This is a genomic window from Jeotgalibacillus terrae, from assembly GCF_016908195.1.
Taxonomy (GTDB): Bacteria; Bacillota; Bacilli; order Bacillales; family Jeotgalibacillaceae; genus Jeotgalibacillus; species Jeotgalibacillus terrae.
The window spans coordinates 64,481-85,905 of sequence record NZ_JAFBDK010000013.1; the positions used below are offsets into that span (position 1 = coordinate 64,481).

Below are 21,425 nucleotides of genomic sequence, written 5' to 3' on the forward strand. Positions count from 1 at the left end.
ATGATCCTCCGATATCTGGCTTCCGTTTCAGCCCTTGCTCTATTAAACTGACGATTTGTTTTGTGTACTTGGATAGCAACGTATACGAATCCGACAACCCCGATAATGATCATACAAATTGAGATTGTCAGGTACCCAACCATGAACGGCATGGCAAGATGATTTAATGCATTCATGAAACCACCTCATACTTCCCGCTGCGGCTTACCAGTAGTAATTGACTTCGTGTAAATGGAACTGTGTCTCTGACTACTTTTCTGCCGGCAGCCTCTTCAAAGATTGTTATGACCGTTAAGTAATCACGCTCTCTATTAACTGATCGGTGCTCTGTAACGTATCTCGGCATGACACCCGCTCCTATTTAAGAATCTTTCGTACATAATGCTGAGGGCGGTTATCAAGCACCTGGCTTTTCACTCGCGTATCAACATCCATAGACCAGGAGCGGCGTACCTGTTTCTGCTGCTCGATATGGTCAATTGTTTTATAGATCTCTTCTTTGAATTTTTCTACACTTCCAAATATCGCTTTTACACGTTCCACCCATGCATGAGCGATCCCAATTACAAATTGAATAAAACCTTCTGCCGTTTTTCTTATTGCATCAATCCGCTCATGTATATAGGCAACCACCCTCTCAATCTGCATGTATACATAATCGATGTGTGATAACTCTTCTAATGTCTTAGCATTATAGATTGTGCCAGATTGCCCGATTACAACGTTCATAACCTCACACCTTTTTCTATTTTGTGAAAATATTAACTGTTTGTGATTATAGAGAAGGGACGCTTTCTCAAACGCCCCTCATTTAACTGGTTTACGAGATGATCATGACTGAACCACTGTCCATTGTGCCGCTCAGTTCATCTTCTAAGTATTTACGGATGTTTCTCATGGCTTCATGTTTCCAATAGCCTCCGTCAGCTTCGAACAATGCACAAGCCGGACCATCTTTCATGCGGAAGATGAAATCACTCTCTGGCTGAGCTACTTCAACAAACGTTCTTCGAGGTGCTAATGTAATAGGGTTAGGTACCTTCACGTTATCTACTGAAGACACTCCGGTTCTAGCAACGACACTTTGACTGGTGCCGTCATCCCCTACAGTTTTAACAGCGTCCTCTCGAATATTCCCGACTACCTTCAGAGCGATTTTACGATCTTCATTTTCTACAAAGCATGACTGTAGCTTAATGTTGAATGCTTCAGAATCATAGAATCGGTCAAAACTGAACTCAGGTAGCCAGGCGATAGATCTGATCAATACTTCCCGCTCTCTGTCATCATTGAGCTGCTTTAGTACTTCAACCTGCTCAGGACTCTTGATGTGAATGATCAAGTCTGTCTCACGATCTACATTTTCATCAATGTAATCAACAATTCCTTTTAATGTGTTAAGTACGAGCGGGTCAGCAACTGGACGCTTCACAAGGTGCATACGCTCAGTTGAATATGTTTGGCCATGCTGCTCATAGACTTCGTTTCCTGCTTTGCTTAGTAGATACTCCATAGCTTCTTTAATCATGTTTAATTCCTCCAGTAGTTTTATAGTTTATTTGGATTGCTTTTTCGTGGCGCGGAAATCAACTATGTTCTCCTCACGCTGATCTTCATCTTTCACAACGTTCCCTTTGTCATCAGCAAGGTCACCGTTTTCAGTCATATACATTTGACCTTTAACCCCTGATTTGAGCTCCGCTCCGACCACACCTTTTTCATCACGACCCAGAAGCATTCTTGCACTAACTGATTTAGTAGGTGCCAGCTTACTTTTAACCTGAACATCCGTGGAGATCAGTTCACGATCTTCCTCAGCAGAGAATGAAAGGGTTAAAGTCACTGATCGTTTAGTCTTAAATTCGGTGTTCGGATCCTCTATATTTTCCATGACCCTTTGAATCTCTCTGTTTAGCTTTTCTGCGAGAGCTCCATTTGCGAAGTTATTAAAATCAATTTTTGTAGTCATTATTTTTCCTCCTTCAACTTAGGGTTTTTATAAATATTGCCTACCACTTCATTTTCATTAATTTCTGACCACAAAGGTATGCAATAATCAATTTCATTGTCGATAACCCATTGCCCCTCTAACATAGTGACAACGCCATCAAACGCTCCATATTCTAACGGGTCCGGTCCATGTATTTTCTGAGACACTATATACCCTTCATAAATCTCCTGGCTGTTTTTATCATTCACTCCTGTGTATTGAAGTAAAAAGACTTCATCGTTATTAAATACTTTGGAGTCATATTCATATTCACTGTCTGTTAAATCCAAACAAACAGAATTGCTCCAAATAGTTGTAACAGGAAATACTTCATTGGTTGCCTTAATTACTGCTTTGAATTTAATCTCTCTCACTCTCTCACCTCCCATGCAGCAGTCAGCCAATCCAGTGTGATATTGCTCCCTGCAGTGATTAATTTGCCCCGTTGCTGAATGACTTGATACGGAATGCTCTTCACGTCCCGTACACGGCACTCTTTTAGGCATTGATTAAATGCTTTGAATGGCAGCAAGTATGTTTTTTTATGTGTGACGAACCGTATGATCAGGAAGCTAAAACCTCCCTGGTCTTCCCAATGCTTCAAGTCCTTAATCTGATGTTGATGTACATTGTCGATCGGAAAACTCGTTTCTGACTTTGTTTCTTTAGCGTCAAAACAAACTGGAAGATTACTAGCGAGCCCGATGTAATCCGGTGCCCCTTTTGATTTATAGAACCCGTCAGTCACCTTTTTATCCTTGAATCCAGTAACCTTTACTTCAGGGTGTTGCCTGACTACCACCGCCTGACCACGCTGCTGATATGTTGCATTAGCCTGATCAATGTATATTTCAAGCGTCTTCCCTCGGTTCGCATGGCTCCTTGATTTCATTTCCTTCACCCTCTTCATTGAACAGTTCGTACAGGACCCAGTCTGTATCTGTTCTTTTCTCTTTTAGGTATTCATTTAGCAGTTCGTTAAGCCTTTTTATATTTTGCGGCTTCACGTATCGGTAAAGTGTTTCGTGATCGTGATATTTAACCGCGACCTTCTTTTCGTTTACAAGATAATCAATGGTCAGTGCCATGCTTTTATCTTTTTTTGCAATTGCCTGGTCAAACAGCAGATGGATGTACATCTCTCAAACGCTTTCCAATCGCTTTATATGAATCTTCAATCTTTTTCCGGCATTCCGCTCTCATTTCATCCGGATCAATGCCAAACTTCATGCATGCTGCATCGATTTTTTCTCTTGTGCGTTTGCTGCTTTCTTCAGCCTGTTTCAAGTTGCGTTCCTGGCATTCAGGCATAGGGCAAGGAATAGTTTCTTTGCCAAACGAATGAAACTTATAGGTGGCTCCATGACCGTTACAATGATCACACATATGATCCCGCTCCTTTCGTCATTTAAAATGATCCATTCATGCGATAACTCTTACCTGTGAATTCAAGGATATGAATGTTTGCAAAGATGCGCTCATATATCTTTTTACTGACATGTTGCTGCAGTTCTTCCGGATCCGGGTTAGATGTGTAGATGGTGTTTCTTCCCTGTCTGGCATCTGTGATCTGGAACAACATATCGTTTAACCAACTCTGCCCCTGCTCATCCTGTTTGTTCATAGCACCGCCCAGCTCGTCAATGATTAGCAGATCACATGTTTTTAGCATGTCTAAGATCTGAGATTCACTGATGTTGCTATCCTTCCGCCATGTAGCCTTAATTTTAGTGACCAGTTCCGGAAGGTTAATAAAGATCACCGTGATTCCTTCTGTTCCGTCCGGCTTCGTGTGGGTAGATCCCAACTCTATGACTCTTTTAGCAATCGCTACTGCAAGATGACTCTTGCCAAGCCCATACATGCCATGAAGCAGTAATCCGATATCATTCTCTTCGTTCAGGTTCTTCGGGAAGTTTTCTGCGTACCTCCTGCAGTCATTTAATGCCCTGGACTGGCTTTCATTTGCCGGATTGTAATTATCAAACCCTGCTTTCTGTAGTCGCTTTGGAATGATGCTATAAAGGTTAAAGTGATCCTGAAGCCGAAACATCCGCTCTTTACGGGCATTTTCTTTGGCCGCGGCAGCCAGTTGCTGATCTTCCTGCATGATGTGATCACAGTACATGCAGTACTCTTTGCCTGAGTCGTCGATCATCAGGACCCGGTTACATGGGCTCTTTTCTCCTGCATATTTATTCTGGCAGCGGTTAGAACTTGCCGGCGGAATCTTTCCGTTGTTGAATAGCTTCCTGCCAATCTTGGCTAAACTCTCCGGATCCTTGTGCTTTAGTTGGTTCACGTTTCTTCACCTCCGGCTGATTTAGGTATGATTCAAATTTCGTAGAAAAGAGTGTGATTGGTCTGAGGTACTGCTCCATATCAGGATTACCTTTCCACTCTGCAGCCTTTTTGTTAATCACTGACTTGAATTCATCCAGTGTGAATTTTTCATTCCACCGTGCTTTAATCAGGTCTTTGGTTTTTTTAGAACTTGACCTGAAGTTCGTACCTGCTTTTTCATTCAGATATTCGATAATTTCAAAGAAAGGGATATATTCTTTTTCTTTCTCTTCTTCTAATTCTTCTTCTAGTTCTATGTCCGTTACCTGTAACGTTACTGTTTTCTTGCTCAATCCTTTTGTTTTCACGGTGTTTGGCTACTCGCTCACGCGTGTCTTTTCTAATCTTTTCCAAAGCTGATTCACTTTGATGTTTGCCCCAATTTGCGATTCTTACAAAATTATCCTGTTCTAACTCAATCATTCCGAAGTCTCTAAACGTCTGTAACGCTAACCGAACTGTGTTGAGCGGACGATTGAAAATAGTAGCCAGCATTTCTTCTGTGTAAGGGATATTTTCATTCAGATAAATGTATCCACTGGCATTCGTTTTACCGGCCTGAGCCAGTAACTTCACCCATATGATTAAGATTGTGTCAGCCTCAGGCATGCTCTCAATAAGACGAATTTTTTCATCTTCAAACATCTGAGTGCTTAACTTAATCCATTTAACTTCAGACAATTAAAACACTCCTTTGATTTAAATCATTGGTCTCCAGTTACGAATCCATGACACTGCATCATCAAAATCAATCCGTCTGATATCCCGGTATGAAGGTACTCGGAATGAGTCTCTTAGATTGCGGTGGAGCTGGGGATAAATTTTCTTTTTATCCAACTGATCAGGATTAAGATTTTCATCATCATGCACTCTTGCAACACGCTTACCAATCTGCTTTTGGATGACCGTCTGCTGAAAAGCATCGATGCGTGTATTGTTTTCGAGCTTCTCCATCCGCTCATCAAACTGTTCAAACTTCTTTTCATGCTCAAGAGTAGCCTGCAGTACAGCAATTCTCTGTTCTTGATCAGTAAGAGGTTTAGGTGATTTTAATTGCTGTTCCATTTCTTCAAACTGAGTTGTATAAGCAGCAGTAAACAACACACCTTTTTCACCGGTCATTTTGTTGGCAACCATGTCACAGCCTTTTCTCGTTAAGAGAAAGCATTCATAAGATCGTAGGTTTCCTGATGTTTTATATGAGCTAGGTATGAAGAAATCAACAGAACGCAATTTTGCGTTCTCTAAAATATCCACATAACCTTTGATTGTACGGAGCAGGTCGTTATGTCGTTTGTCGATCATGTCCGCTACGTCTCTACTATCTGTTACAGCAATACCATCTTTATTAAATACAAGGTCTTTTGTAGTACTCATTTATAGCCCTCCTGCTAAAAGTAGTTGTCAAAATGCGAGGGTTCCGATAAAATGAAATCAACGAATTTATTCATGCTTTCGAAACCCCCCAACCGTCCAGTTCATACCTGGTCGGTTATTTTTTTGTTTCAAAAAGCTCTGCAGGTGCATAAGCGTATCTCTCCACACCTTTGACCTCCTTACAAGCTGTATAGTACATCCCGCAGAGTCCGAAAGTAATGACGCCTGCTGCCGCTCCCATGATAATGATTTCAATTCCGCCCATTGTTCCTCACCCCAATCTATTTTCCTTGCCATGAATGATAAAATGACAAACTGCTCATAGTTCAAAGGCTCATGATTCACTCGGCCGCTGATGTGTCGCCATTTCAAGTACTGGATGTACTCTTTGATCATTTTTACTGTTTTCTGCGGAATGCTGGAGCGAATTGAAAAACTGCGGTAGTATGGAAAAATGGATTAATTTCATCCCATTCGCCCTTATGCATATATTCGATTCTTTCTCCAAGCGCAAAAGCAGCTGCAGCTTCTTCTCTACTTAAGTAAGATCTCTTTGCCAATGCTTCAGCTTGATCTTTTTCGTTAACTGGAAATGTTGGCATGTGTTTTAGAACCTCCTTCTTCTTTCACTTCAACTTTCCAACCACATTTGCAAGTTCTTCGAAAAGTCGTGTCATCAACATAGATCATTCCTGATCCACCGCCGATTTTTGAACTGCCGCATTGCGGACATTTAGAATGTTGTTTTCCTAGTTCCATTAATCGTTCAAGTCTCATTAATGATTGCCACCTTTCTGGCCACTCTTCACTAATTTCTTAAGAGCAGGATATTTATCTGATTCCTGAAGCAAACGCTCGGCTTCAAGCCTTACTTTTATAAAAAATGGTTCAGTTGCCACGTGTTAACCTCCTAAAATATTTAATAATCATCCCCTTCTTAGAGTCTGTTAAAATGATTTAGAAGGAGGTGGATATTTTGAACTGGAATTATGATGATCCAATTGTTGAAATTAACAATGTAGTTGGCGAGGAATCAGCCAACACTTACTTGAATAAAGGGTGGATAATTGTATCGGCAAGTTTTGGCCCCACCACAAACTTTGATGACCCTAATCAAGGTACTTACAATGATTTTCATTACTCCTTTGGGAGACCCCGATCGGTTAATAAATTTTAATCCGTTAACAACTCCTGTTGGTACCAGGGGTTGTTTTAAATTTGATCTAAATAGACCTGTCCTTCTTTAAATCTTTTAACAGTGTTTTTTTCTGAGTCATTTAGTTTAATCGGCAGATACTTCAACTGCCTCTCAGTCTCTCTTGCCACAAACTCAGCTTCATTGATTGTTTTACACTCAGACAAAATTAACTTTGAAAACTTTTTTGATAGTTTCATCAACCGATCGTGTCGGTCTTGTGCATTTTCATTTTCACTCATCACTCTTTCATCACCCCTCACTCATCTGATTTACCAGAACAAATATCGCTAAAATACTTATCAAGAAACTCAGCCGCACCACTTGCAAGGAATGTCCACTTTTCACCCTTCTTTTGAGGGTAGTAAACGAATCCGCCGTTCCTGGCATCGATCTTCTCTCTGAACCTTGTTGAAAAGAGAATGTTATCTTCAAGCCAGTTGCGTTTTTTCTTCGTGCGTTCCTCTAAATCTTTCAAGGACCACCACATTCCTTTAAGCTCTTGCTCTTGCAGTCTCTTAAGCTCTACCTTTTCAATCACGACTAAGTGATCTGGCACTTCAATCGACAGTTCGACTTTGAATTTTTGATTACTCATTTTGAATTCCTCCTTAATCGGTTTGTATATAACTTCCCGATTAATCAAAGGAGAAATACATTTAAAATACTAAGTGACGTTCAAATCATAGTTTTAAGAAACTTAACGCATATAAATTTCTGCAAAGTGATCATCAAGAAAATCAGCCATTTTCAAAGCATGAAATGCATATGTCTCTCCTTTGATCTCTGGATAGTAAACAAAACCACCATACTTAACATCCAGCGTTTTTCTGTACTTTGCTTTTGAAAGAATGTTTTCTTTGATCCAGTAAGACTTTTTGCCAGTTCTATCTTCAAGATCCTTCATAGACCACCAGAGACCCTTCAACTCTTGATCTTGAAGTCTCTTCAATTCAACTTTTTCTATAATGACCAAATGATCAGGAACTGGAATTGAAACCTGAACTGCAAATTGCTGATTCACTACCTCACCCCCTTTCTCAAAACCACAGATGACTATGCATTTTGCCTAGCTCGGAATTCCTCTTTATTTTTTTTAAAAAGATATTCAAGTTTCTTGTCAGGAAAAAATTCATCTCTGATAGCTAAAGCATGTTCAAAAGAGAATTTATATTTCCCGCTCAATTTGTCATTGACAGTTTGAGTTTTAACGCCTAGAAACTTCGCTATCTTTTTGGGAGGAATACCCTTTCGAGCCATTTCGGCTTTCAAGTTAACTAACATTCTATTCACCTCCCCAAACGCAATTGCGTTCATCTGTGAATCAAATATAAACGCAGTGTCGTTCTTTGTCAATGAAAAAACAATAAAAAATACGATATTTCGTTTTATTTTTATTTACATCAATAATACCGTGATGTAATATAAACTCATAGACGAAATATCGTATATAAAGGAGATATTAAATTGGATAAAAGAGCGAAAATTATAGACAGATTAATTACAGAGCAAGGTTTTAGTAAAAAAGCTTTTGCAGAAAGTATTGGAATACCTCCAACTACTCTTAGATCGATGCTTGAACGAGGTATTGGGAAGGCTTCAGTTGATAACGTAATTAAAGTTTGTAATGGTCTCGGTCTTACAGTAGATGAATTAGAAATGATGGTTAAGAAGGAAAACAACGAACTACCAGAATTAAATGACAAAGATGAGAGGGATATTCAAAAGGAATTACAAAAAATGATAGATAATCTTGAAGGAAATGGAGCATATGCAGCTTTTGATGGTAATTCTTTTGATGATATGGATGAAGAGGACAAAGAACTATTGAAATCCAGTCTTGAAAATTCATTAAGATTGGCTAAGAGACTTGCTAAACAAAAGTTCACGCCAAAGAAATACAAAGATCCGGAGTGATTTTATGTCTGTTGAAACTGCTCTTAATCACGTGATGAAAAAATATAAAACAAATTGTCCTTTTAAAATAGCTGAAGAGATTGGTATTCAGGTAATTTTTGAAGACCTAGGCAAAACTCTGGGATATTACCATAAAAATTATAGAATTAAACTCATCCACATCAATGAATCTGCATCCGAGAATAAGAAAAAATTTATTTGTGCACATGAGCTCGGACATGCACTTTTGCACCCCGATGCTAATACCCCATTTTTAAAAAGCCACACTTTTTATTCCACAGATAAAATTGAGATTGAAGCGAATAGGTTTGCTATAGGCCTATTATTTGCAAGTGACTATACATACGATCAGGTGCTGCTAAAAGAAGCAGTTCATGAATATGGCATTCCAAGGAGCCTCATTCATGAACGTTTGCAGCCCCAAAAAATTTAATGATAGCCTGACATAATTTAATCAATTTGGGGAGGTGAGGGAATTCATGGCCAGTATCACAAAAAGGGGAAAGACATGGCAATATACAGTAAGTAGATATACTGATGGTAAGTATGATCCAATTCGTAAAGGTGGATTTAAAGGAGAAAAGGAAGCTCGTCTTGCTGCAGCTAAAGTTGAACTGGATCTTGCTGAAGGTGTACAGGAGTCTTATTCTTCGGATATATTCGCTGATTACTTTGAGGAATGGGTTGAAGATTTTAAATCAAATCGTGCGACCCCCACTAAAAAGCGCTATAAGACTACTCATAACATCATCAAAGAAGAATTCGGCAGAATAAAAATTAAAGATATTAATAAAAGAAGGTATCAGAGATTCCTTAATAATTTTGGTAAAAAACATAGTCATGAAACTTTACGTAAGATCAACACCCATATTAGAGCCTGTGTAAAAGAAGCGGTTGATGAAGGGATTATTAGAACTGATTTTACTCGTGGGGTTGAAATAAATGGCCAGGTTAAAGCGAAGTCTGCAAATGATAAGTTTTTAAGTTTCTCTGATGCTCAAATGCTTTTAGAGTATTTACACATACACAGATCTAGGAGCCCCTTGTATTATTTATTAATTTTAGGACTGCAGACAGGTATGAGATACGGGGAACTTTTAGGTTTAAAGAAATCTGATTTTAAGTTTGATGAAAATATCATCGAAGTAAGACGCACATTAGACTATAAATATGGCGAAGGGATCGGACCGCTGAAGAGTGAAGAAAGAGACCTTGAAATGGATGAATGGACAATGAAACTATTCCAAGACGAATTATTTAAATCTTCTGTAACTACTCTTGACGGCATGGTATTTTTTAACCCCAGAACGAAATATGGAACTTACTCAAACGCTGCTCCGAATAAGATTTTAAAAAAAGCATTAAAGAAGCTTGAAATTAAACCTGAGATCACTGTTCATGGTTTGCGACATACCCATATATCAATATTACTTTTCAATGATATAAATGTTCAATACGTCTCAGAACGAGCCGGCCATAAAGATACAACTGTTACTCTTCAAACATACGCTCATGTGCTAAAAGAGATGGAAAATAAAGAAAAAACCAAGACAAGAGATGTATTAAATCAGATGACGAAAATTGCTCAGTAAACTCACCTGAATATCTTTGAAAAACATAGATAAAACACTTTTACTACACATCACACTACACAAAATAATAATGAAAGGCTATATTATAGGTTAAAAACGCCTTAAAAGGATTCCCTTCGAGGGCGTACAGTACAGCCGATCACTCTGATGAGTGGTTGGCTTTTTTTGTTGGGTGTGTAGTGGCTGTGTAGTGGTTTGCGCTTGTGAGGTAGTAATCTGCGCTTAGGAAGTAGCGATACAACCGACCACTTGTAGCATTCCACGTCCGCCAGGCAGCTAGCGCGGCGTGAGCGTGTCACATCCGCTGGACTCACTGCAGCAACTCAAGCCCGCTCCGGCCCCATACCTGCAAAAAACCCTCCCCCGGCACAGCCGGAGGAGGGATCTTCATCAACTTTCTTTTTCCACATACTCAGCAAGCGTTTGCATAGCTGCTTCTTCATCATTGCCTTCAGTAATTAGCGTGAAGGTCTCACCTGTGCCGAGTGCAAGACTCATCAGGCCCATGATGCTTTTTGCGTTTACTTTCTTGTTATTCTTTTCGATAAACACTTCTGCCTGAAACTTTGTTGCCTCCTGAACGAAGATGGATGCAGGCCTCGCCTGCAATCCACTTTTCAACTTAACTGTCACTTCTTTTTGCTGCATCTGATCTCCCCCTGCCTGAATTTAACTTTGTACCATTTCACCTTTACGAAGCTTTTCTGCTATCTGATCAATCTTTCTGAGACGATGGTTAATTCCGGACTTGCTGACAGCGCCGCCGGAGACCATTTCACCAAGCTCTTTTAGCGTTACATCCTGATAGGCGACTCTGAGTTCCGCGATTTCACGGAGCTTGTCAGGCAGGATGCCAAGACCTGCAGTACGTTCGATAAAACGGATATTCTCCACCTGTCTGAGTGCTGCACCAATCGTCTTATTCAGATTCGCTGTTTCACAATTCACAAGACGGTTGACAGAGTTTCTCATATCTCTGACAATCCGTACATCCTCAAAACGCAACAGTGCCTGGTGTGCACCAATCAGACTGAAGAATTCAGTGATTTTTTCAGCTTCCTTCAGATAAGTGACAAACCCTTTTTTACGTTCAATCGTTTTACTGTTCAGATTAAACTGGTTCATCAGATTAGCCAGTGAATCATTATGCTCCTCGTAAAGCGTGAAAATTTCAAGGTGATAAGAAGAAGTTTCAGGGTTGTTCACTGAACCGCCTGCTAAGAATGCTCCTCTCAGATAAGCACGCTGACAGCACTTTTTTCCGATTGTGGCAGGTGAAATGTCGTGGTTCAGGCTGAAACTTTCACCGAGGATATTCAGATCTTCAAGTATATCGCGCGCCTGTTCAGCGATTCTGACGATATAAACATTGTTTTTCTTCAGCCGCATCTTTTTACGGACGAGCAGCTCTACCTGCACAGTATAATTCTTTTTAATAAGTGTATAGATTCTGCGGGCAATTGCCGCATTTTCTGTTTGAATATTAACGATTAAGACTCTGTTTGAAAAAGACAGTGTTCCGTTCATTCTGATCAGCGCGGATAATTCCGCTTTCGAACAGCAATCATTTGCCTCAATCTGGGTGAGTTCTTTTTTCGTTTCTGACGCAAACGACATATGTCTTTTCCGCCTCCCTCTTTCACTAACTACGCGAGCTGGCCTTTTGATTCAGCCATTAAGCGGACAACAATTTCTGCGACCCGGTCTGTATCATGACGGATCAGCCCGTCGCGATTAATGATTATTTTATCATAAACCACCTGAAGTCCGAGCCCTTTTAAGCGATCTACATCAAATTTTACGGGTTCCGCCATTTCTTTATCATAAAGTGAGCGGATTTCAGCCGGTACATCTTCATTATTAACAAGTACATAATCCATAAACTTAGATCCCATATGCTGATAGATTGCCTCAACATGCTGCGAGGCAGTGTAGTTCATCGTTTCACCAGCCTGGGTCATCAGGTTGCATATATACACTTTTGGTGCGTTACTCTTCAGCACTGCTTGTCCAATTTGTTTGACAAGCAGGTTTGGCAGAATACTTGTATAAAGTGAACCTGGTCCGATAATGATCATATCAGCTTCCTCAATCGCTTCTACAGCTGCCGGCAGAGCTTTAACATGCTTTGGCGATAAAAAGACACGATTGATTTTTTTGCCGCTGTATGGAATTTTAGACTCACCTTTGATAATCGATCCGTCTTCCATTTCAGCAGACAGCACGATACTCTGGTTGGCAGACGGTAGAACGCGCCCTCTGACATTCAGTACTTTACTCATTTCCTCAACGCCATGCGCAAAGTCTCCGGTGATTGATGTCATCGCTGCGATAATTAAGTTCCCCAGCGAATGACCGTCCAATTCATTTTTACCTGCGAATCTGTACTGGAACATTTCTTCAACGAGCGGTTCAACATCAGATAATGCAGCAATGACATTTCTGATGTCACCCGGAGGCGGAATTTTCAGGTCATCCCTGATTCTTCCCGAACTGCCCCCGTCGTCCGCCACTGTTACAATTGCCGTGAGATCGAGCGGATGCTGCTTCAGCCCCCGCAGCAGAACAGACAGGCCTGTCCCGCCTCCGATCACGACTACTTTTCCCTGCCTGTTCATGTTTTGGGCAGTCCCTGCTTTTTATGAATATCACGGTGTGTGATCTGAGTGTGATAATCCTTCGCAAATGCACGCGCAATTTCTTCAGCCAGCGCAACAGAACGGTGCTGACCGCCTGTACAGCCAATGGCAATCACAAGCTGACTTTTGCCTTCACGCTTATAATGCGGAAGCATAAACTGCAGAAGATCAATTGTTTTCTCCAGAAACTTTTTCGTCTCTGTCCATTTCATCACATACTCAGAAACTTCTTCATCCAGGCCTGTCTGGGGTCTCATGTGGTCAATATAGTGGGGATTCGGCAGGAACCTCACATCAAAAACAAGGTCAGCATCAATCGGTAAACCATGTTTGAATCCAAACGACATTACATTGACGGTAAACAATGACTGCTTATTCACTGAAAACTCCTGAAGAATTTTCTCACGCAGTTCTCTCGGTTTCAAATTAGACGTATTATAAATGGTCTGTGCGCGCCCTTTCAGATCGGCAAGCAGCACCCGCTCCTGCTTAATCCCCTCCATTGGTAGACCCGCAGGTGCCAACGGATGAGAGCGGCGCGTCTCTTTGTAGCGTCTGACAAGCGCCTGATCCTCTGCATCTAAAAACAGAATGCGCGGCTTCAGTATTTCTTCTTTATCAAACTGATCGAGTGCCTGAAAAAGTGAATCAAAAAATTCACGCCCTCTTAAATCCATGACAACTGCCACCCGGTTCATCTTATCCCCGGATTCTTTCATGAGTTCAAGAAATTTCGGCAGCAGCGTCGGAGGCAGATTATCCACACAGAAGAAACCGAGATCTTCAAAACTTTGGATCGCTACCGTTTTACCAGCTCCGGACATTCCGGTAATAATCACTAATTCCATATCTGTTGACATCACGACACTCCCTCTCAGCTAGGATCCAGACGATAAGATAAAAGCTCAAAATCTTTTGTATAAGTGAATGTTCCATAGATCACACCCTGACCGTGAACCACGTATTCAAGAATGTGGCGGTCACCCTCAGCCATATCAAGGGACTGAATCGCTTCGACCGGCTGCCACTCAAGAATTCCCTCAGGAGACTCTTCAAGCATCAGACCATCACCTTCTGTTGCAAGGAATGTGAACATCATCCACTCAGAAACGACCTCGTTACCATCTTTTATAATAAACGTGAAAATCCCCTTAATATCAGGGTTTTTTACATAAATACCTGTTTCTTCTCGGTACTCTCTAATCACAGCATCCCGGACTGATTCACCCGGCTCCATCTTTCCGCCCGGCGCAACCCACCAGTCTCTTCTCGGCTTCTGTAGAAGAAGCGCCTGATTATCTTTTATATAGACACAATTCGTTATTCTCTGCATATCATCACCTGCTCATTTTTGCTCATTCATTTTATTATACATGCTTTCAAAGTCACTCACAATTAAGCCGTATTGTTTCCTTCTCTATCCTTATGCAAATCTCCTCTTCAATATGAAGACAAAAAAAGGGCACGGACTGTTTCAAGTCCGTGCCAAAATATATATTTAAGGGGGTCAATTACTTATGGTTTTACTATACCCGCTTATTGTTGCGTTATGGTTACAGTTTGGTAACGATTAGATAAAGAATTATTAATCTAATACGCGTTATTAAAGTTGGCTGGTAACATCCACTTAAGGAGAACGCTTTCCCGAGTCGTCCTCTGTAGCGAGGATCACCAGGTATGTTGGCATTCAGATACTTTAAAAAAGATTAGTTTAAAGATGAAAAAGCTGGTCATTGGAGTGGAGGGCGGAGACTCCCGCCCCAGGAAGGGACAGGTGAGACCCCGCAGAGCGAAGCTCGAGGAGGCTCACCGCCCGGGGGCAGGAAAGCGCAGCCCTCCACGGAAATGACCAGCGGTTCTTATTGATAATTAAGACTGCACCTTCAACGACTCAGCAAGCTCTTCCACATAGTGCTGGATTGCCTGAGAAGCCACACTGCCGTCGCCCGTTGCCGTTACAATCTGGCGAAGCGTCTTATCACGCACATCGCCTGCTGCAAAAATACCAGGCACATTCGTACGCATCAGCTCATCCGTCTCAATATACCCTTCATCATTTAAAATACCGAGACCTTCAAACGGCTTCGTCAGCGGCACCATTCCGATATAGATGAATGCGCCGTCTGCAGTGAAGTCTGTTTCCGATCCGTCTTCAGTCGATACAAGCGTCACAGAACCGACTTTACCGTCTTTTTCATTGATTTCCTTCACTGTTGAGTTCCAGATAAAATCAATTTTATCATTATCGAATGCACGCTGCTGGAGAATCTTCTGCGCGCGCAGTTCGTCTCTGCGGTGAACGATCGTTACTTTGTTTGCGAATCGTGTCAGATAGACACCTTCTTCAACAGCAGAGTCACCGCCGCCTACAACGACAAGTTCTTTATTCTTGAAGAACGCGCCGTCACAAACTGCACAGTAAGATACACCGCGTCCGCCAAGTTCTTTTTCACCAGGCACGCCAAGCTTTTTGTATTCTGCACCAGTTGTAATGAGTACAGCACGTGCTTTATATTCTTTTGATCCGGCTTTGATCGTTTTATAATCTTTGCCGTCTTCAATACTTTTCACATCGCCATACGCATATTCAGCACCGAATTTCTTCGCGTGATCAAACATTTTATTAGAAAGATCCGGTCCGAGAATGTGGTCAAATCCAGGGTAGTTTTCAACGTCCTCTGTATTTGCCATCTGTCCGCCCGGTACACCGCGCTCAAGCATCAGTGTAGATAGGTTTGCTCTTGAAGTATATACAGCAGCTGTCATCCCTGCAGGACCTGCGCCAATAATAATTACATCATAAATTTTTTCTTCAGTCATGAAATGACACTCCTTTTAGATGAGTTCATAGGTTTATATCATCATTTATCGTAATCCAAGTGTGAATAATCGTCCAATCATCTGCTTACGGAAGGTAACACTCGATTTCACGCTTATATCTCGCAAGCGTTCCGGGTGCTACGCCATATTTAGCAGCGATCTCTTTCTGCGTCAGCTTTGACCCTCTCACTTTTCTCCACAAGTACTCCACAGCAGCTGCGAGTCCTTCTATATTAGTAAAAGGATACCCATTTACAGAGCCGTGATAAACAATATGGAACCACATATAAAACAGCCCCTGATGAGATGCCTCATTCAATTCAAAATGCTTCAGCAGTTCACCCGCTACGCTGTGAGCCCTGCTGATTGGTGTATCGTGGTGCTCATCAGTCTGCAGCATCATATAATAATCCGTTTCAATCTGCGTAAAATAGTCAGGCGGCGGTTCTTTTAAAAACCGGTCCGACTCCTGAATATCCTTAAACAGGATAAACATCCGCTCTTCCGGATAAAATGTCTTCAGTTTTTCATCATTTCGGGTGGTCGCACGGTTCCAGGGCTCCTGGCCGGCTTTGTCAGGCTGCTCTTCAATGACACGCTTCCACGCATCTTCTGCCGCTTTCTTATGACCAGTCTGCCATGCAGAATGCGACAGCCAGTAGTAAAAACCGCCGTCTCCTTCAAACCCTCTTTTCAAAAGGCTTCTCAGCCACGCATACGCCTGCTCATACTGACCCAGCAAAGCAAATGTCGCACCGAGCTTAAAGCGGTGTTCAATCAGAAACGGCCGCACTGTTTCAAGTGCTTTCGTCAGAGCTTTCAACTCCTGATCGCGTCCTTCATAATGGTAGTACACGGCCAGGTTGCATAGCGCATGCAGGTTCCCCGGATTCCGGTTCAGCACTTCAGTCAAGATCGCTGAAGCCTGTTCTGTATCACCCTGATAAAAGTAGGCAAGCGCCAAATTATTATAAGCGGACCAGTAATCCGGAAAACGTTCAACAACGCCCTCAAGTACTTCAATCGCTTCATTGAACTTTCCATCAGCAAGCAGTTTTCCCGCTTTCTCCTGATGAACAATCAGCTCATCCTGCTCAAACTCTTCGTCAAAACCATCTTCATCCTCAAACTCCAGTAAATCAAGCAAATCCTCAGCATCCTCTGAAAATTCACCTTCAGGCTGATCGTCTAAATATTTATTAACATGGCGGTAAGCCTCCTGGAATAAACCAAGATGCGCATAGTTATTCGCCATAAAATAGTGAACCTCTGTCATTGACGGATCGGTTGATTCAAATATGCGTTTCAAACGCTCATTCGACTCCTGGAAATGTCCCAGTTCCGTTTCAATCATCGCAATCTGCAGCGCAATCATCGGCTCTTCCGGCTCAAGTTCAGCGGCTTTCCCAAGGTATTTCACAGCTTTCTCGAGCTGACCCTTCTGATAAATGGCCATTCCCCTTTTATACATACTCTCACCTGTCTGGGTAAATGGCACAAGCTTTCCTTTTTGATGATCCGATCCTTTTTTCATGTATAGCCTCCGTACTGTGTATTAACTAATCAATTTTAGCACGGATTGCGGAGTGTGGAAAGGGGGTGGTTTTGTCGGGTGGTGCAGAGGGTAGAGGCGGGTCAGACCCGCTACTACGACAAAGCCCGCACACAGCGAAGCCGCCCTTCATGCACTTGGGACACAGGCCTTTAGTTTCTTAAGGTCATCAAGAAGGTGGACCGCTGCAACCAATTACCGTGCGCACGACGTTCGGTTGGGCTGATACAACGTTCGCGGGGCCAGATACGACCTTCACCCCGGGTGTATCCGACCTTCGCGGCGCGATATACGACCTTCACCAGCGATTATGTGACCTTCAATCCCCTTCCCTGTCCGCTCGCTCGAACAGCACCATCACACAAAAAACACCCGCTCCAAAAGGAAAACGGGTGTCCATACATTATTTATTATGACGCTCTTCTAAAACATTCATCACATCTGCAAGCGGCAGTCCCTGCTCGCGAAGCAGCACAAGTGTATGATACAGCAGATCAGCTGTTTCCCACTTCAGTTCTTCCTTATCACGGTTTTTCGCAGCGATAATCACTTCAGCGGACTCTTCTCCGACCTTTTTCAGGATCTTATCAACGCCTTCCTCAAACAGATACGTTGTATAAGCCCCTTCCGGACGTTCCTCGTGACGCTCGGCAATCAGCTTTTCAAGCACTGATAAAATCTGTGTGCCTGCAGTTTTTTCATCCGCTTCATAGACTGTCTCATTAAAGCATGACCGCTCACCTGTATGGCAGGCTGGACCCGCAGGCTGAACGCGCACAACGAGTGAATCGCCGTCACAGTCAAGCTTCATTTCCACAATCTTCTGCGTATTACCGCTCGTTGCCCCTTTATGCCAGAGCTCCTGGCGTGAGCGGCTGTAAAACCATGTTTCACCTGTTTCAACTGATTTTTGATAAGACGCTTCGTTCATATACGCAACCGTCAGCACTTCACCGGTTGACGCATCCTGCACGACTGCAGGAATTAATCCCTTTTCATCAAAGCGAATGTTCCCTGTTTCAATACTCATCTGACATTCACTCCTTCATTTCTTAAATGTGCTTTTACTTCTTTTACACTTGTTTCTTCATAGTGAAAAATGGATGCGGCAAGGGCAGCATCTGCTTTTCCATCTGTAAAAATTTCTGTGAAGTCTTCACTGCCGCCTGCACCGCCTGAAGCAATGACCGGAATATTCACTGCTTCGCTGACTGCTTTTGTCAGCTCTACATTAAAACCTGATTTCTCGCCATCACGGTCCATTGATGTAAGCAGGATTTCTCCCGCTCCGAGTGACTCAGCTTCTTTCACCCAGTCGAGTACCAGTCTCTCTGTCGGCTTTCTCCCGCCGTGCGTATAGACGCGCCACGTGCCGGCTTCTTCGTCCCATTTCGCATCAATCGCAACAACGATGCACTGGGTGCCGAAGTATTCTGCACCTTCACGGATCAATTCCGGGCGCAGCACTGCAGCCGTGTTAAGTGACACTTTATCAGCTCCTGCACGGAGGATTCGTTTCATATCTTCAAGCGCGTTGATACCGCCGCCCACTGTAAATGGAATCGCAAGCTCTGCTGCGACACCCTGCACGACATCGACCATTGTTTTGCGACCTTCATGTGACGCTGAAATATCAAGAAACACAAGCTCATCCGCCCCCTGCTGATCATAGGCGCGGGCAAGCTCAACAGGATCTCCTGCATCTCTCAGTTCAACAAACTGAATCCCTTTCACCACACGACCTTCTTTTACATCAAGACATGGGATAATCCTTTTTGTCAGCATCAAGACGTCTCCTCAATGGCCTGTTTGACAGTGAATTTATTTGTATAGATTGCTTTACCGACAATCGCACCGGCAACACCGATTCCTGATACAGCCTGCAGCGTGCGCAGATCTTCAAGTGAGCTGACGCCACCTGAAGCAATCACTTCAGCACCCGTGCACTCGGCAAGCTCAACAACAGCATCCACATTCGGTCCGCTTAACATGCCATCCGTTGCGATATCTGTGAAGATAAACGTTTCAGCCCCAGCTTCAGCCAGCTCTTTTCCGAGGTCCACTGCTTTCAGTTCAGATGTCTCAATCCAGCCGTGTGTTGCCACGTAGCCGTTTTTCGCATCAAGACCGATCGCAATGCGGTCGCCGTATTTCTTCAGCCACTCTTTGACTAAAGCAGGATTCGTTACTGCAAGACTTCCAATAATCACGCGGTCCACACCCTGATCAAGATAGTGCACAACGTCTTCTTCTGTACGAATACCACCGCCAACCTGTACGCGTGCCGGCAGTTCTTTTACCACGCGCTCAACAAATACATCATTCACGCGCTTGCCGTCTTTCGCACCGTCAAGGTCAACCATATGAATCCATTCTGCACCTTCATCAACAAACTGCTTTGCCATATCAAACGGTGAATCACCGTAAATGGTTTCCTGCGCATAATCGCCCTGTGTCAGGCGCACACACTTTCCGCCTCTCATATCAATCGCCGGATAAACTGTGAAACTCATACTTCCACCTCCGTATTTTGTACATACTGCGTATAGTTTTTCAATAATGCCATGCCAAGATCACCGCTTTTTTCCGGGTGAAACTGCATGCCGAATACATTTCCCTTACCAACAACTGCAGGAACTTCCCCGAAATAATCACAGGATGCGATCAGTGCGTCGCGGTCTTCATTAGTCACATAGTACGAGTGCACGAAATAGACATGATCCGCTTCCACATCAGCCGTCAGTGGCGAGTCCTGATGAAACATCAACTTATTCCAGCCCATATGTGGAACCTTATAGCGCTCACCATTTGACTCGCCGGAAAACTTCACTGCCTTTCCTTTTAAAAGACCGAGGCCGCTGAATACGCCATTTTCTTCACTTTCATCAAATAACAGCTGCATCCCAAGGCAGATGCCCAGAATCGGCTTGCCAGCATGCGCCTGTTCTTTGATAAAACCAGACAGATTTGTTTCATCCAGCAGCTTCATTGCGTCACGAAACGCACCAACACCCGGTAAAATCAGTCCGTCTGTTTTTTCAAGCTGCTCTTTTTTATCACTGATGATATACGGAACGCCAATCCGCTCCAGCGCTTTACTCACGCTGAACAGATTTCCCATTCCATAATCGACAATTCCGATCATTTACAACATCCCTTTCGTTGATGGCACACCTTTAACACGCGGATCAATCTGAGTCGCCTCATCAAGCGCACGTCCAAGCGCTTTAAAAACAGCCTCAATCATATGATGCGTATTGAACCCGTAATGTACATTGACATGAAGATTCATGCGGGCTTCAATCGCAAGCTTCCAGAGAAACTCATGGACTAATTCCACATCAAAATTGCCGACCCGTTCAGCCGGAAATTCAGCATTCATCACTAAATGCGGACGGTTACTCAAGTCGACTGTTACCTGCGCAAGCGCCTCATCCATTGGAACAAATGCGTTACCGTAACGCTTGATCCCTTTTTTATCTCCGAGGGCTTCAAGCAATGCCTGTCCGAGTACAATGCCGATATCTTCTGTGGTATGGTGTCCGTCAATATCCACGTCGCCGCGGCCTTCAACTGTGAGGTCGAAGTGGCCGTGCTTTGTGAAGAGGTCTAGCATATGGGTCATGAATGGGACGTCTGTCTTGATATCACTTTTCCCTTCCCCGTCGATGTTAAGCGCGAGGGCGATGTTTGTTTCGTTGGTTTTTCTTTTTAATGATGCTTTTCGTTCGGTCATGTTGGCCACTCCTTTGTATGTATGGCAGTTATATTTATGCTTTAATAACCTGGCTGAAGATTGGAGCTCCAGGGGGACGCTTTCCGGACGGTGGTTGCTGAGCCTCCTTGGCTGCGCCTGCGGGGTCTCAGCTTCCCACTAATCGTCCCGGAGTCGCCCCCTTCCGCTCCAATCATCAGCTGTGCAGATATACTAATGGTACTCGATAAGAAAACACCTATTAACTAGAATCTAAAATCTTATAAGGAGTCTACCCATCCTTTA

General features: G+C 42.9%; 34 protein-coding genes and 1 pseudogene. 4 read left to right on the forward strand and 31 right to left on the reverse strand.

Translation table 11 applies throughout. From position 1 onward, the window contains the following. Window positions 1-172 precede the first annotated feature (172 nt). The 15 genes and pseudogenes from JOD21_RS13365 to JOD21_RS19500 form a co-directional block, all read right to left on the reverse strand. Entirely contained in the window at window positions 173-346 is a 174-nt protein-coding gene (locus JOD21_RS13365) for a hypothetical protein (protein ID WP_204730093.1), read from the reverse strand. Between the two features lie 11 nt (window positions 347-357). Then, complete coding sequence (locus tag JOD21_RS13370; RefSeq protein ID WP_204730094.1) at window positions 358-729, reverse strand: hypothetical protein; 372 nt, start codon at window positions 727-729, stop codon at window positions 358-360. A 91-nt stretch (window positions 730-820) separates the two neighbouring features. Beyond that, window positions 821-1,528: a hypothetical protein gene (locus JOD21_RS13375; RefSeq protein ID WP_204730095.1), complete on the reverse strand. Its 708-nt coding sequence runs from the start codon at window positions 1,526-1,528 to the stop codon at window positions 821-823. Between the two features lie 27 nt (window positions 1,529-1,555). Then, a complete protein-coding gene (locus JOD21_RS13380) occupies window positions 1,556-1,969 on the reverse strand; it encodes a replication terminator protein (protein WP_204730096.1) in 414 nt (137 codons plus the stop codon). Beyond that, window positions 1,969-2,364 carry a YopX family protein gene (locus JOD21_RS13385; RefSeq protein WP_204730097.1) on the reverse strand — a complete coding sequence of 132 codons (396 nt, stop codon included), beginning with the start codon at window positions 2,362-2,364 and terminating at the stop codon, window positions 1,969-1,971. Before JOD21_RS13385 ends, JOD21_RS13380 begins: the two co-directional genes overlap by 1 nt. Then, window positions 2,361-2,882: a Holliday junction resolvase RecU gene (locus JOD21_RS13390; protein ID WP_204730098.1), complete on the reverse strand. Its 522-nt coding sequence runs from the start codon at window positions 2,880-2,882 to the stop codon at window positions 2,361-2,363. Before JOD21_RS13390 ends, JOD21_RS13385 begins: the two co-directional genes overlap by 4 nt. Continuing rightward, window positions 2,842-3,129 carry a hypothetical protein gene (locus JOD21_RS13395; RefSeq protein ID WP_204730099.1) on the reverse strand — a complete coding sequence of 96 codons (288 nt, stop codon included), beginning with the start codon at window positions 3,127-3,129 and terminating at the stop codon, window positions 2,842-2,844. The genes JOD21_RS13390 and JOD21_RS13395 overlap by 41 nt, the downstream gene beginning before the upstream one ends. Continuing rightward, window positions 3,107-3,376: a hypothetical protein gene (locus JOD21_RS13400; RefSeq protein ID WP_204730100.1), complete on the reverse strand. Its 270-nt coding sequence runs from the start codon at window positions 3,374-3,376 to the stop codon at window positions 3,107-3,109. The genes JOD21_RS13395 and JOD21_RS13400 overlap by 23 nt, the downstream gene beginning before the upstream one ends. A 22-nt stretch (window positions 3,377-3,398) precedes the next feature. Beyond that, window positions 3,399-4,292, reverse strand: a complete 894-nt coding sequence (locus tag JOD21_RS13405) for an ATP-binding protein (protein WP_204730101.1) — start codon at window positions 4,290-4,292, stop codon at window positions 3,399-3,401. After that, window positions 4,201-5,014: pseudogene (locus JOD21_RS13410) on the reverse strand (phage replisome organizer N-terminal domain-containing protein). The gene JOD21_RS13405 and the pseudogene JOD21_RS13410 overlap by 92 nt, the downstream one beginning before the upstream one ends. A gap of 18 nt (window positions 5,015-5,032) precedes the next feature. Further along, on the reverse strand, window positions 5,033-5,710 hold the full coding sequence (locus JOD21_RS13415; protein ID WP_204730102.1) for a Rha family transcriptional regulator: 678 nt from the start codon (window positions 5,708-5,710) through the stop codon (window positions 5,033-5,035). 115 nt (window positions 5,711-5,825) lie between these two features. Beyond that, window positions 5,826-5,975 carry a hypothetical protein gene (locus tag JOD21_RS13420; protein WP_204730103.1) on the reverse strand — a complete coding sequence of 50 codons (150 nt, stop codon included), beginning with the start codon at window positions 5,973-5,975 and terminating at the stop codon, window positions 5,826-5,828. 133 nt (window positions 5,976-6,108) lie between these two features. Beyond that, complete coding sequence (locus tag JOD21_RS13425; protein WP_204730104.1) at window positions 6,109-6,312, reverse strand: hypothetical protein; 204 nt, start codon at window positions 6,310-6,312, stop codon at window positions 6,109-6,111. Further along, window positions 6,293-6,487 carry a DUF3797 domain-containing protein gene (locus tag JOD21_RS13430; RefSeq protein WP_204730105.1) on the reverse strand — a complete coding sequence of 65 codons (195 nt, stop codon included), beginning with the start codon at window positions 6,485-6,487 and terminating at the stop codon, window positions 6,293-6,295. The genes JOD21_RS13425 and JOD21_RS13430 overlap by 20 nt, the downstream gene beginning before the upstream one ends. Further along, on the reverse strand, window positions 6,487-6,609 hold the full coding sequence (locus JOD21_RS19500; protein WP_275579600.1) for a hypothetical protein: 123 nt from the start codon (window positions 6,607-6,609) through the stop codon (window positions 6,487-6,489). Before JOD21_RS19500 ends, JOD21_RS13430 begins: the two co-directional genes overlap by 1 nt. A gap of 77 nt (window positions 6,610-6,686) precedes the next feature. Between JOD21_RS19500 and JOD21_RS13435 the strand changes: the two genes are divergently transcribed. Beyond that, window positions 6,687-6,887, forward strand: coding sequence for a hypothetical protein (locus tag JOD21_RS13435; protein ID WP_204730106.1), 201 nt, complete (start codon window positions 6,687-6,689; stop codon window positions 6,885-6,887). 35 nt (window positions 6,888-6,922) lie between these two features. Here JOD21_RS13435 and JOD21_RS13440 read toward each other — a convergent pair whose 3' ends face one another. The 4 genes from JOD21_RS13440 to JOD21_RS13455 form a co-directional block, all read right to left on the reverse strand. After that, window positions 6,923-7,147 (reverse strand): hypothetical protein, encoded by a 225-nt coding sequence (locus tag JOD21_RS13440; RefSeq protein WP_204730107.1) that lies wholly within the window; start codon window positions 7,145-7,147, stop codon window positions 6,923-6,925. A 17-nt stretch (window positions 7,148-7,164) separates the two neighbouring features. After that, on the reverse strand, window positions 7,165-7,503 hold the full coding sequence (locus JOD21_RS13445; RefSeq protein ID WP_204730108.1) for a DUF771 domain-containing protein: 339 nt from the start codon (window positions 7,501-7,503) through the stop codon (window positions 7,165-7,167). Window positions 7,504-7,605: 102 nt separating this feature from the next. Further along, on the reverse strand, window positions 7,606-7,929 hold the full coding sequence (locus JOD21_RS13450; RefSeq protein ID WP_204730109.1) for a DUF771 domain-containing protein: 324 nt from the start codon (window positions 7,927-7,929) through the stop codon (window positions 7,606-7,608). A gap of 32 nt (window positions 7,930-7,961) precedes the next feature. After that, entirely contained in the window at window positions 7,962-8,189 is a 228-nt protein-coding gene (locus JOD21_RS13455; protein WP_204730110.1) for a helix-turn-helix transcriptional regulator, read from the reverse strand. Between the two features lie 183 nt (window positions 8,190-8,372). Here JOD21_RS13455 and JOD21_RS13460 point away from each other — a divergent pair, with 183 nt between their 5' ends. Genes JOD21_RS13460 through JOD21_RS13470 form a run of 3 tightly spaced genes read left to right on the forward strand, consistent with a single transcriptional unit; the run spans window position 8,373 to window position 10,414 of the window. Beyond that, window positions 8,373-8,822 carry a helix-turn-helix domain-containing protein gene (locus tag JOD21_RS13460; RefSeq protein WP_204730111.1) on the forward strand — a complete coding sequence of 150 codons (450 nt, stop codon included), beginning with the start codon at window positions 8,373-8,375 and terminating at the stop codon, window positions 8,820-8,822. Window positions 8,823-8,826: 4 nt separating this feature from the next. Then, window positions 8,827-9,255 (forward strand): ImmA/IrrE family metallo-endopeptidase, encoded by a 429-nt coding sequence (locus tag JOD21_RS13465; RefSeq protein ID WP_204730112.1) that lies wholly within the window; start codon window positions 8,827-8,829, stop codon window positions 9,253-9,255. Between the two features lie 46 nt (window positions 9,256-9,301). After that, a complete protein-coding gene (locus JOD21_RS13470) occupies window positions 9,302-10,414 on the forward strand; it encodes a site-specific integrase (protein ID WP_204730113.1) in 1,113 nt (370 codons plus the stop codon). A 390-nt stretch (window positions 10,415-10,804) separates the two neighbouring features. Here JOD21_RS13470 and JOD21_RS13475 read toward each other — a convergent pair whose 3' ends face one another. The 12 genes from JOD21_RS13475 to hisB all read right to left on the reverse strand — a co-directional run bounded on the left by JOD21_RS13475 (window position 10,805) and on the right by hisB (window position 21,161). After that, window positions 10,805-11,062, reverse strand: a complete 258-nt coding sequence (locus JOD21_RS13475; RefSeq protein ID WP_204730114.1) for an HPr family phosphocarrier protein — start codon at window positions 11,060-11,062, stop codon at window positions 10,805-10,807. A 21-nt stretch (window positions 11,063-11,083) separates the two neighbouring features. After that, window positions 11,084-12,031 carry a DNA-binding protein WhiA gene (gene whiA / locus JOD21_RS13480; RefSeq protein WP_204730115.1) on the reverse strand — a complete coding sequence of 316 codons (948 nt, stop codon included), beginning with the start codon at window positions 12,029-12,031 and terminating at the stop codon, window positions 11,084-11,086. Window positions 12,032-12,060: 29 nt separating this feature from the next. Beyond that, a complete protein-coding gene (locus JOD21_RS13485) occupies window positions 12,061-13,032 on the reverse strand; it encodes a gluconeogenesis factor YvcK family protein (RefSeq protein WP_204730116.1) in 972 nt (323 codons plus the stop codon). Next, window positions 13,029-13,913: an RNase adapter RapZ gene (gene rapZ, locus JOD21_RS13490; protein ID WP_204730117.1), complete on the reverse strand. Its 885-nt coding sequence runs from the start codon at window positions 13,911-13,913 to the stop codon at window positions 13,029-13,031. The genes JOD21_RS13485 and rapZ overlap by 4 nt, the downstream gene beginning before the upstream one ends. A 14-nt stretch (window positions 13,914-13,927) precedes the next feature. Then, window positions 13,928-14,386 (reverse strand): NUDIX hydrolase, encoded by a 459-nt coding sequence (locus tag JOD21_RS13495; protein WP_204730118.1) that lies wholly within the window; start codon window positions 14,384-14,386, stop codon window positions 13,928-13,930. A 536-nt stretch (window positions 14,387-14,922) separates the two neighbouring features. Beyond that, window positions 14,923-15,873, reverse strand: a complete 951-nt coding sequence (trxB, locus tag JOD21_RS13500; protein ID WP_204730119.1) for a thioredoxin-disulfide reductase — start codon at window positions 15,871-15,873, stop codon at window positions 14,923-14,925. A gap of 85 nt (window positions 15,874-15,958) precedes the next feature. Next, window positions 15,959-17,407, reverse strand: a complete 1,449-nt coding sequence (locus JOD21_RS13505; RefSeq protein ID WP_204730120.1) for a tetratricopeptide repeat protein — start codon at window positions 17,405-17,407, stop codon at window positions 15,959-15,961. 421 nt (window positions 17,408-17,828) lie between these two features. Continuing rightward, window positions 17,829-18,455: a bifunctional phosphoribosyl-AMP cyclohydrolase/phosphoribosyl-ATP diphosphatase HisIE gene (gene hisIE, locus JOD21_RS13510; protein ID WP_204730121.1), complete on the reverse strand. Its 627-nt coding sequence runs from the start codon at window positions 18,453-18,455 to the stop codon at window positions 17,829-17,831. Next, window positions 18,452-19,210, reverse strand: coding sequence for an imidazole glycerol phosphate synthase subunit HisF (hisF, locus tag JOD21_RS13515; protein WP_041123179.1), 759 nt, complete (start codon window positions 19,208-19,210; stop codon window positions 18,452-18,454). Before hisF ends, hisIE begins: the two co-directional genes overlap by 4 nt. After that, window positions 19,210-19,938, reverse strand: coding sequence for a 1-(5-phosphoribosyl)-5-[(5-phosphoribosylamino)methylideneamino]imidazole-4-carboxamide isomerase (gene hisA, locus JOD21_RS13520; RefSeq protein WP_204730122.1), 729 nt, complete (start codon window positions 19,936-19,938; stop codon window positions 19,210-19,212). The genes hisF and hisA overlap by 1 nt, the downstream gene beginning before the upstream one ends. Beyond that, the gene (hisH, locus tag JOD21_RS13525; protein WP_204730123.1) at window positions 19,935-20,570 is read right to left on the reverse strand and encodes an imidazole glycerol phosphate synthase subunit HisH; all 636 of its coding nucleotides are present in this window, start codon (window positions 20,568-20,570) and stop codon (window positions 19,935-19,937) included. The genes hisA and hisH overlap by 4 nt, the downstream gene beginning before the upstream one ends. Continuing rightward, window positions 20,571-21,161 carry an imidazoleglycerol-phosphate dehydratase HisB gene (gene hisB, locus JOD21_RS13530; RefSeq protein ID WP_041123182.1) on the reverse strand — a complete coding sequence of 197 codons (591 nt, stop codon included), beginning with the start codon at window positions 21,159-21,161 and terminating at the stop codon, window positions 20,571-20,573. Window positions 21,162-21,425 lie beyond the last annotated feature (264 nt).

Excerpts from the sequence above, each read along its gene's own strand:
- JOD21_RS13365 (WP_204730093.1), bottom strand. The coding sequence starts at position 346 with ATGCCGAGATACGTTACAGAGCACCGATCAGTTAATAGAGAGCGTGAT.
- hisB (WP_041123182.1), bottom strand. The coding sequence starts at position 21,161 with ATGACCGAACGAAAAGCATCATTAAAAAGAAAAACCAACGAAACAAAC.
- JOD21_RS13505 (WP_204730120.1), bottom strand. The coding sequence starts at position 17,407 with ATGAAAAAAGGATCGGATCATCAAAAAGGAAAGCTTGTGCCATTTACC.
- JOD21_RS13465 (WP_204730112.1), top strand. The coding sequence starts at position 8,827 with ATGTCTGTTGAAACTGCTCTTAATCACGTGATGAAAAAATATAAAACA.
- hisF (WP_041123179.1), bottom strand. The coding sequence starts at position 19,210 with ATGCTGACAAAAAGGATTATCCCATGTCTTGATGTAAAAGAAGGTCGT.
- JOD21_RS13400 (WP_204730100.1), bottom strand. The coding sequence starts at position 3,376 with ATGTGTGATCATTGTAACGGTCATGGAGCCACCTATAAGTTTCATTCG.
- hisA (WP_204730122.1), bottom strand. The coding sequence starts at position 19,938 with ATGAGTTTCACAGTTTATCCGGCGATTGATATGAGAGGCGGAAAGTGT.
- JOD21_RS13380 (WP_204730096.1), bottom strand. The coding sequence starts at position 1,969 with ATGACTACAAAAATTGATTTTAATAACTTCGCAAATGGAGCTCTCGCA.
- JOD21_RS13415 (WP_204730102.1), bottom strand. The coding sequence starts at position 5,710 with ATGAGTACTACAAAAGACCTTGTATTTAATAAAGATGGTATTGCTGTA.
- JOD21_RS13470 (WP_204730113.1), top strand. The coding sequence starts at position 9,302 with ATGGCCAGTATCACAAAAAGGGGAAAGACATGGCAATATACAGTAAGT.
- JOD21_RS13430 (WP_204730105.1), bottom strand. The coding sequence starts at position 6,487 with ATGAGACTTGAACGATTAATGGAACTAGGAAAACAACATTCTAAATGT.
- JOD21_RS13475 (WP_204730114.1), bottom strand. The coding sequence starts at position 11,062 with ATGCAGCAAAAAGAAGTGACAGTTAAGTTGAAAAGTGGATTGCAGGCG.
- JOD21_RS13455 (WP_204730110.1), bottom strand. The coding sequence starts at position 8,189 with ATGTTAGTTAACTTGAAAGCCGAAATGGCTCGAAAGGGTATTCCTCCC.
- JOD21_RS13370 (WP_204730094.1), bottom strand. The coding sequence starts at position 729 with ATGAACGTTGTAATCGGGCAATCTGGCACAATCTATAATGCTAAGACA.
- JOD21_RS13495 (WP_204730118.1), bottom strand. The coding sequence starts at position 14,386 with ATGCAGAGAATAACGAATTGTGTCTATATAAAAGATAATCAGGCGCTT.
- hisH (WP_204730123.1), bottom strand. The coding sequence starts at position 20,570 with ATGATCGGAATTGTCGATTATGGAATGGGAAATCTGTTCAGCGTGAGT.
- JOD21_RS13395 (WP_204730099.1), bottom strand. The coding sequence starts at position 3,129 with ATGTACATCCATCTGCTGTTTGACCAGGCAATTGCAAAAAAAGATAAA.
- JOD21_RS13425 (WP_204730104.1), bottom strand. The coding sequence starts at position 6,312 with ATGCCAACATTTCCAGTTAACGAAAAAGATCAAGCTGAAGCATTGGCA.
- JOD21_RS13420 (WP_204730103.1), bottom strand. The coding sequence starts at position 5,975 with ATGGGCGGAATTGAAATCATTATCATGGGAGCGGCAGCAGGCGTCATT.
- rapZ (WP_204730117.1), bottom strand. The coding sequence starts at position 13,913 with ATGTCAACAGATATGGAATTAGTGATTATTACCGGAATGTCCGGAGCT.
- trxB (WP_204730119.1), bottom strand. The coding sequence starts at position 15,873 with ATGACTGAAGAAAAAATTTATGATGTAATTATTATTGGCGCAGGTCCT.
- JOD21_RS13485 (WP_204730116.1), bottom strand. The coding sequence starts at position 13,032 with ATGAACAGGCAGGGAAAAGTAGTCGTGATCGGAGGCGGGACAGGCCTG.
- JOD21_RS13445 (WP_204730108.1), bottom strand. The coding sequence starts at position 7,503 with ATGAGTAATCAAAAATTCAAAGTCGAACTGTCGATTGAAGTGCCAGAT.
- whiA (WP_204730115.1), bottom strand. The coding sequence starts at position 12,031 with ATGTCGTTTGCGTCAGAAACGAAAAAAGAACTCACCCAGATTGAGGCA.
- JOD21_RS13390 (WP_204730098.1), bottom strand. The coding sequence starts at position 2,882 with ATGAAATCAAGGAGCCATGCGAACCGAGGGAAGACGCTTGAAATATAC.
- JOD21_RS13375 (WP_204730095.1), bottom strand. The coding sequence starts at position 1,528 with ATGATTAAAGAAGCTATGGAGTATCTACTAAGCAAAGCAGGAAACGAA.
- JOD21_RS13440 (WP_204730107.1), bottom strand. The coding sequence starts at position 7,147 with ATGAGTGAAAATGAAAATGCACAAGACCGACACGATCGGTTGATGAAA.
- hisIE (WP_204730121.1), bottom strand. The coding sequence starts at position 18,455 with ATGAGTATTGAAACAGGGAACATTCGCTTTGATGAAAAGGGATTAATT.